The sequence below is a fragment of the Peptostreptococcus canis genome (assembly GCF_014229965.1).
In the GTDB taxonomy this organism is placed as follows: Bacteria; Bacillota; Clostridia; order Peptostreptococcales; family Peptostreptococcaceae; genus Peptostreptococcus; species Peptostreptococcus canis.
Window position 1 is genome coordinate 63,916 of the sequence record NZ_JABGBW010000004.1, and the last position, 15,946, is coordinate 79,861.

The following is a 15,946-nucleotide window of genomic DNA, read 5'->3' on the forward strand; positions in this document are numbered from 1 at the left end:
ATATTATTTAACCTCTTTCATCATTGTCTTTATCTGTTCTTCGTTCTGATAGCCAGGCATAAATTTAACCAATACGCCATCAGTACCAATATAAGCTGATGATGGATATCCCTTTATATTAAGTGATTTTACAATAGCCTCTCCGTTAGTATCCATTAATACTTTAAGATTTTTATATCCAAGTGATTTGTACCATTTTTTAAATTCTTCTTCTTTCTTTTCATTTCCGAATCCCGGTGAAACTATAGATATAACTTCGAAATCATTCTCTTTACCGGCTAATTTATCCGTTTCCGGAAGTGTATCAAGGCAAACTGAACACCACGAAGCCCAAAATTTCACATATACTTTTTTACCTTTATAATCCGACAATTTTACCTTATTTCCATCGACATCCATAAGTGTGAAATCTTTTAATTTTTCTCCTTTATTCATAGTTTCATTCATCTTGTCTTTATCCATCATATCATCTTTTTTCATATTATCTTTATGCATATCGTCTTTTTTCATTTTGTCCTTTTCCATGTGCATCTTATCTTTTTCCATATTTTTACCTTTCTTCATTTCCATAGATGATTTTTCTTTATCCATCTTCATATCCTTTTTACTCGTGTCAGCATTAGAACAACCAACTAAAACTAAAGTACTAACCATAAAAGCTGCAGCTACTTTCATTCCATTCTTCTTCAATAAATTCATAATAACCTCTCCTTTTCATTTTTCATTTATATTTTATAAATTCATCCAGACAACCGGATAGTTTAATCTTCTTTTTATATCTTCTTTTTTATCAATTTCTTTTTTTATGTCTTTTTTAATCAATATTTTCGTGCCTATCCTATAATAGAAAGCAAGAAATTCAATTTGCCAAACATCAATAATAGTCCCATTACTACTATCAATGCACCGCCAATTCTTTTAATCAAAACGATATGTTTTTTCACCCTCGTAAAATACTTCATGACAAATGATGACGCAAAAGCTAATATTACAAAAGGAATAGAAAGACCTATGGCATATATAATCATCAGCAAAGCCCCGAAAATTGCACCTTGTTCACCTGATGCAGCCACTGCTAGTACCGAACTTAATACAGGTCCTATACATGGGGTCCATCCAAAACTAAATGTCAGTCCCAGCAAATAGGCACCCAGGTATCCTCCCTTTTTTCCCTTGTTAAAATCGACTGTTTTTTGATATTGAAGTTTTTTAATATTTATTATTTCCATTTGATGCAAACCTAATATAATGACTATGACTCCCATAATATAGTTTGTATAAGGACTATATAATATTTTTCCCAAAGCACCTGCTCCATAGCCTAGTATAAAAAAAACCATCGACAGTCCCAGTATAAAAAACAATGTTTTAAATATGGGTCTGGTAAATACTTTGTACTTGCCAATTCCTATAGTTTTTTCTCCGGTATCTTCTATTAATGTACCTATATATACCGGTAATAATGGAAATATACATGGAGAAAAAAATGATAATATCCCTGCTCCAAATACCGATACTGCGAAAATGGTCGAATATGCATTCATAGATTCAACCCCCTTTCCTAAAAAATTCTTAATAGACTCCCCAAATCCCAAATCAAAATACTTTTTTATTTTTTCATTATTCTGGTATGAGTGTATTTAAGACTTCTATTTATTTTATGATTTTATTATATAGATTATTTACATATATAAAAATAGAATATGATACGTAAAAACTTGAATTTTTTACTATCATATTCTATTTAAGATCATAAAACTATTTTTTTATATTTTTAAACCATATATTAAATTTCATAATTTAAAAATATAATTTCCTATTAGATGTGTTATCTTTTATCATTTTACATAACATCTATATCATCATGTTTTTTGCAATATCTAAATCACATTTTTTAGGCATATAAAATACTACCTTTGTATATTTGTCCGGTTCCGAATCTACATCCATCTTATAGTTTTTGCCAAAATAAAGTGATAATCTCCTGTTTACATTTTTTAAACCTACTCCGCCCAATCGATTTGTCATCTCATCTTTCTTCATTTTGACCGGCATCCCTTTTCCGTTATCTTCAATACTCACTTTAATATAGTCGACTACATTTTCTACTTTTATTTTTATAAATCCATCTCGTTCTATCTCTTTTATCCCATGATAAATAGAATTTTCTACTACAGGCTGAAGAATTAGTTTAGGTATAATAAAGTCCTTACATTCATCAATTTCCTCTATATGATAATTTAACTTTTTGCCATACCTTTTCTTTTGAATAAAGAGATATTGTCTGACATGATCTATTTCATCCGAAAGGCTTATCATTTCATTTCCTTGATTTAAAGATAGTCTAAAGTATTTTGCAAGAGATTTTGTGATTTCAACCACACTTTCACTATCATTGAATTCTGCCATCCATATAATCGTGTCCAAAGTATTATACAAAAAATGAGGATTTATCTGACTTGCCAATGCTTTAAGCTCATATTCACGTATATCCTGCTCTTTTTCTCTTACATCTTTCATCAATTGACTTATTTTATCTAACATAAGATTAAACTTTTTTGAAAGCTCTTCAATTTCAATAGAACCAGTCTCTTTAGCCCTTATATTCTGATTTCCCTTTTCTATTTCTATCATCACTTCCCTAAGATCTTTTATAGGTCTGACACATCTTTTTATTATAAAGAAAACTCCCATTGAAGCTACTATAATAGCAAGTATTGCGATTAATGAAAACGAATTTATAAGCGTTCTCTTCACGGTATTTAATTCATCCAATGAAGCTACGGCCGTTATATTCCACCCTAAATCCTCAATAAAATAATGTCTTACAAATAAAGATTCTTTATCCATATAACCGTCTTTATTATTGGAAAGTTTCAACATTTTGTTTCTCAATTCTGTATCGGTAAATACATTTTTATCCGGATGATAGACTACCTGCCCCTGTTCATCAATTATAAATGCATATCCATATTTTCCAAGATCAAGTTTATTCAAATAGCTTTCAATTGCCCTATAATCTACATCTAACCTGACTACTCCTAAATTATTTCCCTGATTATCTACAATTTCCTGGGTTACAGATATTACCCAACTTTCTTTGTCCGATGTTAAATCCTCTTTTCTGGCCGATGTTAGAACGGGTATACTATTTTTTTGTATGGCTAATTTATACCACTTTTCCTCCATCATATTATCAGACATCTTCATCTCAAGATGGGATTCATTTGATATAACCCTGCCGTCTTTCGTTATAATAACAGCTGAAACAAGATTTTCATCAGTATTTATAATTGTTTTTATTAATTCGTTTGATTTTTCTCTCCTTGTGCTTGAATTACTGGTTATAAATTCATATATCGTATTGTTCTTTGATATTGAATTTGCAGTCATCTTGAGTTTATTTGTATAGCTATTTATATAATCGACTGTTCTTTTTACAGATTCAGATGTTTTTTTTTCGGTATCATGCATTATAATTTTTGAACTAACATCATAATTCAGCCATCCGACAACTAAAAGTAATATAGAAATAGATACTAAAAAATAAGTGGTTAATTCAAAAACCAGTGATCTTTTCTTCACTAACTGCTCACCTCTCTTTGATATTGTCTCGGAGTTTGCCCTACATAATATTTAAATCTGGAAGAAAAGTAATTTACATCCTCATATCCGATTTTTTCAGCAATTTCATATATTTTCATATCCGTTGTCAGTAAAAGTATTTTAGCGTATTCTATTCTGTTTTTAGTGACATAATCCTGAAAATTAATCCCCATTCTTTTCTTTATTAATGTACTTAAATAATTTACGCTAAATCCAAGTTTTTCAGATAAGTATCCTAATGACAAGTCTGGATTAAATATTTCCTCATTTATTACCTTTTCAATGTCAATTGCATTATATTCATTACCTATTTGTTCATCCAAACTGCGAGAGTGATACTCGGATATATTAATTTTTTTTCGTTCTTCAATCGCTTTTTCTTCTCTTCTCTTTTTTTCTAATTTGCTAACTAATTTTGTCAATATTTCTTCCACGTCTTTTTTTGAAACCGGCTTTAATATATAATCATCTGCTCCTATTTTAATAGCTGACAATGCATAATCAAAATAATCGTATCCAGTAAGAAAAACTATTCTTGTATCCGGATACTTTTCTTTCACTATTTTGGCCAAGCTTATACCATCTAACTGTGGAATATTAATATCAGAAAGAATTATGTCCGGCATTTTAGAGTCGATAATATCCAATGCCTTTTTTCCATTTTCAGCCTCAAATACTTCTTGTATATTTAATTTTTCATAATTGATTAATGATACTATTCCCTTTCTAATCAATTCTTCATCTTCTATTACCAAAAGTTTATACATATTCTCTCCTTTTTAGTATAAATATTCATCATTCAATACATCATAAAGACCATTTGTAGTTATTCTTATTTCCGGTATAACCGGCAGAGCTATAAACGATAATGTAATAAAAGGTTCAATACCTATACACACACCCATTTTATGTGCTTTATCAATCATTTTATATAGTCTGTTATTAATTTCAGAACTATTTAAATCACTTATTAAACCCATTATAGGAAGTGGCAAATACTCAAAAACTTTTCCATCCTCAACTAAAACATACCCACCTTTTATTTCTTTTATATTTTCAATAGCTATCATCATATCTTTATCATTGTCTCCTATAACTACTATATTATGAGAATCATGTGATACACTAGATGCTATTGCTCCTTTTTTAATACCATAACCATAAACGTTTGAAGTATGATATTTACCCGTATTATGATGCCTTTCTATTACTGCGACCTTATTATAAAAACTGCCTTTCATATCTGATACTCTTACTTTTTTTGTGAGAATTTCTTCATTTACGAGTTTTATAGCATATTCTTTACTTTTTAACTTTAACATACTCTTTTCAAACCAATCAATATGGATTGTATCAGTAAGTTTATTAAATTTAGATAGTTTTTTTGAAAATGCTCCTCCAAGCTCACTATTAGAATTATTTTCAGAAAAACTGTCCACTACTATTTTTCTATCATCATGTCTTTTTTCTATAAATTTACCCTTGTATATTACGGAATCTATTTCCACATTTTTCAAATCATTTAGTATTACCAAATTTCCTATTTTTCCTGGAGCTATCATTCCTATTTCATCTAATTTATAACATTGAGCAGCATTGTAACTCGCCATACTATATGCCTGAATAGGATCCAATCCTAGTTTAATAGCTTTTCTAATATTATGAGATATGTGCCCTTCATTCTTAATATCTTCAATATGCTTATCATCAGTACAAAAAGTGAATCTCGAAGTATCGGCATTATTTCTAATTATTCCACCTACTATATTAGCAAGATTTCTGGCTGCAGAACCTTCCCTTATATGAACGTACATTCCATTCCTAACTTCTGAAATAGCTTGTTCATATGTACTACTTTCATGATCTGTAAGAACACCCGCCATTATATATGCACTTAATTTTTTATCTTTTAATCCCAATGCATGTCCATCCTTAGGGTTTCTTTCAAATAGTTTTAACTTAGCCATCATGGATTTTTTCCTATTTATCACTGCCTCGCAATCCATTATCTCACCTAATCCAAGTACCCTTTTATTATTTAATAAAGTCATCATTTCATCAATTTCCATAATAACACCGTTGTCTTCACCATCTTTCGCCGGGACACAAGATGGAACCATTATATAAACATCTCCACTGCTATTTTCCGTACTCTCTATTATATAATTGACTCCATCTATACCGAATACATTTGCAGCCTCATGAGGATCTGCAATAAATGTAGTAGTTCCATTTAAAGAAGCATAGTAAACTAACTCATCCGGATTTGCCATTGTAGATTCAAAATGTAAATGAGAATCTATAAATCCCGGTGAAATATATTTACCATCGCAATCAACCTCTTTTATTCCCATATAATCACCTATACCCACTATGTATCCGTCATGGATGGCAATATCAGCCTTTATTATTTCTTTTGACTGAACCATTATTATATTAGCTCTCTTTAAAACTAATTCCGGTTTTTTAACCCCCAAAGTATACTCTGCTAACTGTTTATATTTTTCTATTTTCATAAGTACCCCTTATCAAATCACATAAATTTTATAATATTAAATATACCACTTTTTTTCGTTTTTTATAAGTTTATACTTTTTTTTCATATTTTGCAATCGATTATTAATATAGATATAGTGAATTTATAATAAAAAATAGAGCGACCACATAATTAATCTTTAACATTCTTATAGGTCGCTCCAACTTATATACTATTTAATTTTAATAGTCTAAACTATTTTTGTTCTTTCTTTTCCTCTTTAGGTTGTTCTTTTTCTTTACCCTTATTAGTATCTTTTTTATCCTTTGAATCTGCCTTCTTTTCTATAAATTTAATAGACTTAACTTTGTCATCGAATTTTTTAACTTGAGCTGATTCCTGAATCTTTTTAACCAATTCCTGACTCTTCTTTTGAGTCAATTCTGCTTTCAGAGAATCTTTTACCTTATTATAATCTGACTTTATTATCTTATTTACTTTAATTATATGATATCCAAACTCAGATTTAACAGGCGCAGATATTTCACCTTCCTTTAAGGCAAACGCTGCATCTTCAAATTCTTTTACCATCTGACCTTTACCGAACTCACCAAGAGAACCGCCTTTTTGTCCTGAACCCGGATCTTGAGAGAACTCCTTAGCCAACTTGGCGAAATCTTCTCCATCTTTTGCTCTCTTATAAACATCTTCTGCTTTTTTCTTAGCTTCTTTCTGTTTTTCTTCAGAAAGAGGTTTTCCAGTTTCGTCCTTTAAAGATATCAGTATGTGAGACGCATCCAATTTTTTACTATTTTTAGCATAATAGTCTTTTAGTTCCTGTTCTGTAGGAGTAGATTTCTTTTCTACGAATTTAGAAAATCCACTCATTAGTGCTGCTTGTTCACCATATTTTTTTAGAAAATCTTCTGTTAATCCGGCCTTTTCAAAGCTTTCTTTGCTTTTCTTATCTTCCATCATTTTCTTTATTTGTTCATTAATTTCTTTAGATTGTTTTGTATCCGGTTTAATGTTATTCTTTTCAGTATAATTTAATACTATTTTGCTTTGAATTAAAGACTCCAACAATCTATTTTTTATATTTTCCTCAAAATTTGGATCTTGTTGGGACATTCCATCCCAAACTTGTTCTCCATACTGTAATTCCATCACCCACTTATTAAATTTCAAATGTTGTTCATATTCTTTCGCTGTAATAGCCTTTCCGTCAACTACAGCAACCGCATCCTCTGAGCAAGCTACTGATGCAAATCCTATTACAACAGCAACTAATAATGATAATAATTTTTTCAATATTCTTTCCTCCATTTATTTATTTTTATTTTGCAAATCCCATCTAAACAGATTATTTATTGTTTAGTGTCTAGGTTTTTGCAAAATCCTTCCAGCATGGTTTCTAATTCCATTACTACTTCATGACCTACCACTTCTGATGTTTCATATTTGGTTAACGGTTCGAGTATAACGGTATTTTTAACCTGCTTTACTTTTTCTATCTTCAATCTCTTACATAGAGATTTAATATAGGCTATATTTAAAAGTGTCTGAGTTTCTTTTGGTATATCAGAAAATCTATCTTCCAACTCTTCCTGAATTTCATACATATCCTCTTTACTATCAATAGTAGCAATTTTTTTATACATTTCTAACTTTATTATTTCATCTTCGATATACGTAGATGGTATATATGCATTTGTGCTTAAATCTATTTCCACATCCAGATTTTCTAAAACTTCTTGCCCTTTTACCTTTGCTATGGCTTCATTCAACATCTTTACATAGAGTTCATATCCTATTACTGCCATATGACCATGTTGTTGAGCTCCAAGAACATCACCGGCTCCTCTTATCTCCAAATCTCTCATAGCTATTTTAAATCCCGAGCCAAATTCCGTAAATTCCTTTATGGCTTTTAGTCTTTTTTCTGCTACTTCACTTAGAATTTTATTTCTTTCATACATAAGGTAAGCATATCCCTGCCTTGTACTCCTACCAACTCTTCCTCTTAATTGATATAATTGGGATAGCCCCATCTTATCGGCATCATAAATTATAACCGTATTTGCATTCGCAATATCCATACCTGTTTCAATTATAGTTGTACACACCAACACATCAAATTCCTTTGTTAAAAAAGATAGTACTGTATTCTCAAGTTGATTTGATGACATTCTACCATGTGCGACACCGACCCTCGCATCAGGAACCAGCCTTCTTATTCTGGCGGCCAATTCTTCAATGCCTTCAATCCTGTTATAGACAAAGAATACCTGACCTCCTCTAGCTAATTCTCTGTGTATTTCATCTTGAATGATACTATCCTTTGCTTCAGTTACATAAGTCATTACAGGATATCTTTCCTGAGGTGGCTCTTCAATGATACTCATATCTCTTATTCCACTAAGTGACATATGAAGTGTTCTCGGAATTGGAGTTGCTGATAACGTAAGTACATCTACATTTTCTTTAATCTGTTTTAGTTTTTCTTTATGACGAACTCCAAATCTCTGTTCCTCATCAATAACCACCAAACCTAATTTAGGCATATTAATGTCTTTTGATACTATTCTATGGGTACCTATTATTATATCTACAAGTCCCTTATTCGCGTCTTCAATTATGTCTTTCTGTTGCTTAGGAGTTTTGAATCTACTCAAAGCTTCAACCCTTATAGGATAATCCTCATATCTTTCACTAAATGTATTAAAATGCTGTTGGGCAAGTATAGTAGTTGGAACAAGTATTGCAACTTGTTTGCCATCCATTACAGCTTTAAATGCAGCTCTTATAGCAACTTCTGTTTTACCATATCCCACATCTCCGCATATAAGTCTATCCATAGCCTTAGATGTTTCCATGTCTTTTTTTGTCTCTTTTATCGCCTTCAGCTGATCATCAGTTTCTTGAAAAGGAAACTTCTCTTCAAATTCTTGTTGCCAAATTGTATCTTTGGAGAATTTGTAGCCTTTTCTTCCTTCTCTCTTAGCATACAGCTCGATAAGCTCTTTCGTCATATCTTCAATCTGCTTTCTGACCTTATTTTTAGCCTTTGACCATTCTTGACTACCTAATTTATTTAGTTTTACCTTTTCGACGTCACCACCAATATATTTCTGGACTTTGTCCATCTGATCAATGGGAACATAAAGATTATCTCCACCTTGATAGACTACTTTCAAATAATCTTTTTTTATATTGTTCACACTTATTTGCTCAATCCCGGTATACTTTCCTACACCACTGTTCTCATGAACAACATAATCTCCTACCTTTAATTCCAAAAAAGAATCAATTTTTTTAGAATTTTCCTTTTGTTTCTTTTTCTTCTTTTTTACACCGGATTTATTAGCACCTACTATCTCTCTATCGGTTATAAGCTGAAATTTTATCGAGGGGTACTGAAATCCCTGACTTATATTAGCACCTGTTACTACAATCTGAGATGTTTTTATGTCTAAATTTCTATTTGATGAATATATATTTTCGACATTATTTTCATTTAATATAGAACTTAACTTCTTAGCTCTGTCAGAACTTCCAGTCGCAATAACTATCTTATATCCGGAATGTCTAAGCCTTTTCAACTCTTCCACAAAGAGGTCTATTCTGCCACCATATCCGGGAATTTCCCTTGTATCTATATTGAAAGAATGAATGATATTCATATCATTTACAGCTTTTGGCAAAAGAGAGTTAATAACGATCTTTTTATTCATCATATAATATATAACTTCATTTAGAGAATAAATTAATTTTCCCTGATTCTTAATAGCTAAACCTCTTTCCAAATTCAACATGTAGTTATCCCTAAATTCGGAATTTATATTTTTGAACCTTTCTTTTAATCTATTAATATCATCTATAAATATCATAGAATCATCAGTAAGATATTCAAATATACTTTCATCTTCATCACCATACAGGTAATCTATATAGTTTTCAAGACCATCAAAGTATTCTTTTCTCTCTATTCTCTCAAGGTTTCTAAAAACATCAGCATCTGTTATATCATTAAACTCACTTCTTATTTTTTTTGCAGCAACTTCCACATCTTTTGGGTATATTATTTCTCTTGAAGGAGTTATCGTGGCTGTTTTCATTTTCTCTATCGATTTTTGTGAATACACATTAAACTGTCTTATAGAATCAATTTCATCATCAAAAAATTCAAATCTCAGAGGAAAATCATAAAACAGAGTGAATATATCTAAAATTCCTCCCCTGACACTAAACTGTCCGAAACCTTCAACTTTAGTAACTCTCTGATATCCCAACAGGACAAGTTTTTGGATAAATTCCTGAATGTCTATATTTTGACCAACTCTAACCTTAAATATATTATCTAAGATAATTTTCTTAGGTATATATTTCCTGGTAATAGCTTCAACATATGTAACTACCAATATTTTGTCCTTATTTAGTAATTTTATATAGGTTTTTAGCCTTCTAGCATCTGCCTTTCTATCTCTCGCATCCAAGTTATAGAAAAGAATTTCTTCTGAGCCTAAAAACTCGACTTTATTTTTCATATATACGCATAACTCTTCATATATTTTCTTAGCTTCATACTCTGTATTTGCAATATATAGGATTTGTTTTGATGTATTTTTAAATATAGAATACGCTATGTGAGCTTTAGTAGATGGCAATAATCCATTTACCTGTATATTTCCCTCCATATCAAGAGCTTCTATTATACCTTCATATTCTTTACTATTTTTGAGGGAACTAATTAGTACATCTTCCATCTTCACCACACCTTAACCATTATATTTGTTCATTGCCAGATCCAAACCGGAACTGACAATTTCTTTAATTGTTTTAACAGCTTTATCTATTCCTTCCAACATATCTTTTTCCTGTTCTTTTGAAACTTTGGATAATACATAGTCAGCCAAATCCCAACCTTCCGGAGGTCTGGATATTCCTATTCTCACTCTTGGGAAATCTTCAGTTCCTAAACATTTTATTATCGATTTCATTCCGTTATGAGAACCGGCACTTCCTTTTTTTCTTATTCTAAGCTTACCTATATCCAAATCTATATCATCATAAAGAACTACTATGTTTTCTGACTCAACCTTATAAAACTGCGAAACACTAAGCACTGATTCTCCACTTAAATTCATATATGTTTGTGGTTTTACTAAAATAACTTTTTCAGAACCTATTCTTCCTTCTCCTATCAAAGCTTTATGCTTTAATTTATCGATTTTAATACCGTTTTCATCAGCAAATTTATCAATTGCATCAAAACCTGCATTATGCCTAGTATTTTCATATTTCTTGCCAGGATTACCTAGCCCCACTATTATATACATTTTTTCTTAATCCTTCCTAAAATTCAATTTCAATTATATTTTATAAAAAAATACTTATATATATTATTAAACTCATACTTATAAATGGTGTAAAAGCTATCGTTTTATTCATAATTACATTATTGATTCTGCTATTAATATAAGATGCCAGACAAAATATTCCCGCCAATATAAATGAACCGAAAAACAGAATAAATATTCCACCAAATCCACAGAAACTTCCGGCAAGAGCAAAATATAAAACATCTCCCATTCCCAAAGAACCGGTCGAGACATTAATAATAATTGTAACGACAAACAAGGTTGCCATACCGACAAAAGCATTTAATAAATACTTATAGCAACCAATAAAACCTATGTAATTGACCTTATCACCATAAATTCCAAAAACAAATGCTAAAACAATTGTTCCCATGTTTATTATTATACCACTAATTATATCTTCGTCAAACACCCATCTTTCATTGATATCTACGGTTGATATGACTATAATCAAAGGCATTATAAATACGGCTCTATACAATATTATCGGATCAAATATAAATAACTTTGACAAATTACAATATAATATCATAAACATGAAAAGGATTATCTTCTCATTAATAGAAAATATTATATTTCGTTTCTGCAATATTTTTACGCAAAAAATGTAAAGTGGTATTATACTTACAAATAAATAATACTTCAATTTCAAACTCCTTTTGTAATATTGGTTCTAATCGAAAAAGCATACCTTTTTATTCTTACTGACTTTTTTATCTATGTATTCTCTATCTATACAGTGAAAAATCAGCTGTTCATACTCTATAATATTCCTATTGTATAATTTTACTAATTCATCGTCCATGGATATCATTCCCTTTTCTTTATTTGTAATTAAATAATTTGCAATTTGATTATTCTTGCCTTCTCTAATCATATTTCTAGATGATTTATCTGCAATTAAAACTTCACTCACAACCACTCTTTTTATGGATGATAAATCTTGCTTTACAGATATTAGTTGTTGAGAATATATACATTCTAATACCATCGAAAGTTGAAACCTGTATTTTTCTTTTTCGTCTGATTCAAAAATATCAATTATCCTGTCTATAGTTGCCGCTACACCCAAAGTATGCATAGTACAAATACAAAGATGTCCCGTTTCGGCAGCATTCATGGCCGCCTTTAGGGTTTCATTATCCCTGATTTCTCCTATGACTATAACATCAGGATCTTGTCTAAGTGAATATTTTAGAGCACATCCGAAGCTTTCTGAATCTTTACCTATCTCTCTTTGTGTTATTATAGATTTCTCATTTCTAAATACATATTCTATAGGATCCTCTATCGTAATAATATGTTTTTGATAATTTTCATTTATGTATTTTATTATAGCTGCTTGAGTGCTCGTCTTACCGGAACCGGTTGGTCCTGTAATTATAAATAACCCGCTATTTAAATTACATATTTTCTTCAAAATATCGGGAATTCCTAATTCTTCAATACTTTTTATATATTTATCTATTTTTCTAAAGACTATCCCTAATTTACCACATGAATAAAGAAAAATGTTACCTCGAAATCTATTTTTTTGATTATCAATAGCTATATCATTTTCAGAAAAAAACTGCTCAAAGCCATAGTATTTATATTCTTCTTTACTATTATTTAAAATCCTGTGTAATTTCAAAAAATCAATTATTTCTTTTCTCGTAGTGTATGTATCACTATATTCTATTCTTCCATTAATTCTGACAATAATATTCTCTTCCTCTCTAATATGTATATCTGATATATTATTATTAATATTATTTAAAAAGACTTCTATTTTATTCAAAACAACTCCCTCCATTTCATTCATCCTTTGATAGTATATAGGTAAAATTAGCTAAAATGTATAATCATTTCATATTTTTTTATTATAATAAAGTTTTTTTCTATTTTTATAGTTATTAATAAATTTTATTAAATTTTCTAAAAATTGACATCGATAACCCATTAATATATAATAAAGTTAAAAATTTATATAGATTTTATTCTCATATTTTGATAATAATCTCAAAATTTATCTAAAAAATATGATTGTCTACTAGTAAAATATAATATAATAAAGGAGAGTGAAATAATGGAAAATTTGGACTCTTATTTGAAAAAAAAGCTTAAAAGTAAAAATATGAAGATTGATACATTCATAAAAAAAACGAAGATGAGTAAATCCACTATTTATAGGGTTATGAAAGGTCTTCAAAAACCCTCTGATGATTTAATAGAAAAAATAGCAGAAGTATTAAATTTAAGTCAAATAGAAAAGAGAGAATTGATATATTATAGTAATGTTTCCACATCTGATGAAGGTCTTACTTCAGCAAGAAATGCAGTATTAAAACTTTTATATGATACATCTATAGATGTCCATACAGAAGATTTGGAATTAATATATTATGACAAAGAGAAATATGTGAGATATTTTAATGACATCTTACATACGATTTTAAAAATCTGCACAAAAAATAATTTCAAAATAGATTTTAGAATAATTAATTGCAATACTGATTTCATTACATCTTCATTAATAAACTTTATACCAAAACTTGGTAAAAAAACTGATAATTATTGCATTCAACATCTTGTAAGTTTGGCTTCGGATTCACCGAAAGATAGCATAAATATTTTAAGCGAAGTGTTGCCTTTATTACAATTGGATAATTATTCTCTGTATTATAATGACTCCTCAAGTACCGGGAATATAGGCATATTCAATAACTTATTAATAATTAGTTATAAGTACGAGGATGACAATGGAGAAATCATAAGTACACATAACTATATATCCTTTCCTGAAGACGGACTTCCTGCCTGCTATGTATCAAGAAATGAAAATTATCTATACGAATTTTTTGATAGAAACTACAATTCTCTTATTCAAGAATACAAGCTTGCAGTAAATAACAGAAAAGAATATGAATTCTTGGGATATGAACTGGCCAAATTGGAAAATGAATATGAAGTTTTTCTTTTTAAACCTGATCCTTGCTACAATAGAATACCAATTGAAGTATATAAAGATATAATTGAAAAAACCTCAAAAGATGAGTTAAAAGTTTTTTTAAATAATTTATCGACTAATAATTTTAATGACAACGGTACATTGGACTTCATGCCTGAATTAATATCATATTTGGAAAATAGAATCAAATCCTCATTTAAAAATATTCAAGTTGATATTTTTACTAAAAAAGGATTGGAAGAATTTGCAAAATCCGGCAGACTGTCGGATCATTTAATAGGACTTCCTTCATTTACTAAAGAGGAAGTAAAAATTATATTAGAATTTATAAAATCCAGACATGTAGACAAAAAAGATCCATATAGATTTTACATTGTAGAAAATGAATATAATAACAATGAATTTATATTGACTGTATTTAAAAACTATGGATTATTTATAGAGTATTGTAATCCAAATTCTCATGCAAATAACTATCCTCATTGTTTTATTGAACATAAAGAATTGAGTGATATTTTCGCTGAGTTTGCAGATAATTATGTTCCTACTATGATAACTATGGACACTAAAAAGTCAATAGAATTTATTGATTCGTTAATAACTGAATATTGTTAAATTTTATAGAAGGGGCTGCCTCGTAGGGTAGTCCCTTTTAAGGTTGTATAATATTTAGCGTTGATGGAGCTGACTCATAATTTTATTGATTTAAATTATCATCAACGTTATTTGACATAGAACCGAAAAAAGACAACATCGAGGATATTATATGTACCCAAGATGCTGTCGTACAGATTTCAGATTTTATTCATCAATACTAGTTGACAAAGAACCCTCGACTATCAAGATTTTTTATTGTGGGAAACTAACCTTTTAGTTAGCCCATTTTAAAATATATTTTTTATTACTTAGACTTCAATGATAATATTATACCTAGACAAATAGACAATAACGCTGCGAAAAATACTCTAAAACCTTCCGGCAATAAGAAAGTAATAGTATGAGCCGGCAACCAGAAAGTTGGTATTGTACCTATTAAAACATTCTTGGCATACGCATAGTAATCTATCTTGCTACATATTTTTTGAAGAGTTATCTTTTCACCAGTATTTTCGTATCTCAAATCCAGATAAGTATCTGTATGCTTATGTAACACCATAAACACCGGTCCAAAAGAAGTATTCATTACCAAAGATGTTATAAATGCAAACGCAAACTTAGTATGCAATATAGCTGAATTTGAATCAGCTAGTTTGACTCCTACTCCTTTTGCAAATAATCCCATCATAAACGCAATCCATACCCCCAATAGTCCCCATATTAACATCCTATATCCTATAGAATGTGGTATAGTCAGCTTTTTAGCTCTAATACTGGATGCTATTATTTCACCAAGTGTGGCAAGTATAGCAAACTTGATGAAGGATAACACATAATGATTTGTTAAAAACGACATTTTTTCCTCCTGAAAATATAAATTTGAAAATTGCTCATTATCTATATTATAGGGTTATTTCTTCATAAATACAATTCAAT

12 protein-coding genes are annotated in these 15,946 nt (G+C 29.8%); 1 reads left to right on the plus strand and 11 read right to left on the minus strand.

The window, feature by feature from the left end; all coding sequences use genetic code 11:
- Positions 1–3: 3 nt before the first annotated feature.
- The 10 genes from HLB29_RS06525 to HLB29_RS06570 all read right to left on the minus strand — a co-directional run bounded on the left by HLB29_RS06525 (position 4) and on the right by HLB29_RS06570 (position 13,243).
- Entirely contained in the window at positions 4–699 is a 696-nt protein-coding gene (locus HLB29_RS06525; RefSeq protein WP_185624365.1) for a redoxin family protein, read from the minus strand.
- A 134-nt stretch (positions 700–833) separates the two neighbouring features.
- Positions 834–1,544, minus strand: coding sequence for a thiol-disulfide oxidoreductase-associated membrane protein CcdA2 (gene ccdA2 / locus HLB29_RS06530; protein WP_185624366.1), 711 nt, complete (start codon positions 1,542–1,544; stop codon positions 834–836).
- 310 nt (positions 1,545–1,854) lie between these two features.
- Complete coding sequence (locus tag HLB29_RS06535; RefSeq protein ID WP_185624367.1) at positions 1,855–3,585, minus strand: sensor histidine kinase; 1,731 nt, start codon at positions 3,583–3,585, stop codon at positions 1,855–1,857.
- Positions 3,585–4,373: a response regulator transcription factor gene (locus HLB29_RS06540; RefSeq protein ID WP_185624368.1), complete on the minus strand. Its 789-nt coding sequence runs from the start codon at positions 4,371–4,373 to the stop codon at positions 3,585–3,587. Before HLB29_RS06540 ends, HLB29_RS06535 begins: the two co-directional genes overlap by 1 nt.
- A 12-nt stretch (positions 4,374–4,385) precedes the next feature.
- A complete protein-coding gene (gene ade, locus HLB29_RS06545) occupies positions 4,386–6,122 on the minus strand; it encodes an adenine deaminase (RefSeq protein WP_185624369.1) in 1,737 nt (578 codons plus the stop codon).
- Between the two features lie 215 nt (positions 6,123–6,337).
- Entirely contained in the window at positions 6,338–7,393 is a 1,056-nt protein-coding gene (locus HLB29_RS06550; protein WP_243155101.1) for a peptidylprolyl isomerase, read from the minus strand.
- Positions 7,394–7,449: 56 nt separating this feature from the next.
- The gene (gene mfd / locus HLB29_RS06555; protein ID WP_185624371.1) at positions 7,450–10,848 is read right to left on the minus strand and encodes a transcription-repair coupling factor; all 3,399 of its coding nucleotides are present in this window, start codon (positions 10,846–10,848) and stop codon (positions 7,450–7,452) included.
- A 12-nt stretch (positions 10,849–10,860) separates the two neighbouring features.
- Positions 10,861–11,421 carry an aminoacyl-tRNA hydrolase gene (gene pth, locus HLB29_RS06560; protein WP_185624372.1) on the minus strand — a complete coding sequence of 187 codons (561 nt, stop codon included), beginning with the start codon at positions 11,419–11,421 and terminating at the stop codon, positions 10,861–10,863.
- Positions 11,422–11,461: 40 nt separating this feature from the next.
- Positions 11,462–12,109: an A24 family peptidase gene (locus HLB29_RS06565; RefSeq protein WP_185624373.1), complete on the minus strand. Its 648-nt coding sequence runs from the start codon at positions 12,107–12,109 to the stop codon at positions 11,462–11,464.
- Between the two features lie 27 nt (positions 12,110–12,136).
- Positions 12,137–13,243 carry a type IV pilus twitching motility protein PilT gene (locus tag HLB29_RS06570; protein ID WP_185624374.1) on the minus strand — a complete coding sequence of 369 codons (1,107 nt, stop codon included), beginning with the start codon at positions 13,241–13,243 and terminating at the stop codon, positions 12,137–12,139.
- A 288-nt stretch (positions 13,244–13,531) separates the two neighbouring features.
- On the opposite strand from HLB29_RS06570, the gene HLB29_RS06575 reads away from it, so the two are divergent.
- On the plus strand, positions 13,532–15,028 hold the full coding sequence (locus HLB29_RS06575) for a helix-turn-helix domain-containing protein (protein WP_185624375.1): 1,497 nt from the start codon (positions 13,532–13,534) through the stop codon (positions 15,026–15,028).
- Positions 15,029–15,314: 286 nt separating this feature from the next.
- On the opposite strand, the gene HLB29_RS06580 is transcribed toward HLB29_RS06575, so the two are convergent.
- Positions 15,315–15,866: an Mpv17/PMP22 family protein gene (locus HLB29_RS06580; protein WP_185624376.1), complete on the minus strand. Its 552-nt coding sequence runs from the start codon at positions 15,864–15,866 to the stop codon at positions 15,315–15,317.
- Between the last annotated feature and the right edge of the window lie 80 nt (positions 15,867–15,946).

Excerpts from the sequence above, each read along its gene's own strand:
- HLB29_RS06525 (WP_185624365.1), bottom strand. The coding sequence starts at position 699 with ATGAATTTATTGAAGAAGAATGGAATGAAAGTAGCTGCAGCTTTTATG.
- ccdA2 (WP_185624366.1), bottom strand. The coding sequence starts at position 1,544 with ATGAATGCATATTCGACCATTTTCGCAGTATCGGTATTTGGAGCAGGG.
- HLB29_RS06540 (WP_185624368.1), bottom strand. The coding sequence starts at position 4,373 with ATGTATAAACTTTTGGTAATAGAAGATGAAGAATTGATTAGAAAGGGA.
- ade (WP_185624369.1), bottom strand. The coding sequence starts at position 6,122 with ATGAAAATAGAAAAATATAAACAGTTAGCAGAGTATACTTTGGGGGTT.
- mfd (WP_185624371.1), bottom strand. The coding sequence starts at position 10,848 with ATGGAAGATGTACTAATTAGTTCCCTCAAAAATAGTAAAGAATATGAA.
- pth (WP_185624372.1), bottom strand. The coding sequence starts at position 11,421 with ATGTATATAATAGTGGGGCTAGGTAATCCTGGCAAGAAATATGAAAAT.
- HLB29_RS06575 (WP_185624375.1), top strand. The coding sequence starts at position 13,532 with ATGGAAAATTTGGACTCTTATTTGAAAAAAAAGCTTAAAAGTAAAAAT.
- HLB29_RS06580 (WP_185624376.1), bottom strand. The coding sequence starts at position 15,866 with ATGTCGTTTTTAACAAATCATTATGTGTTATCCTTCATCAAGTTTGCT.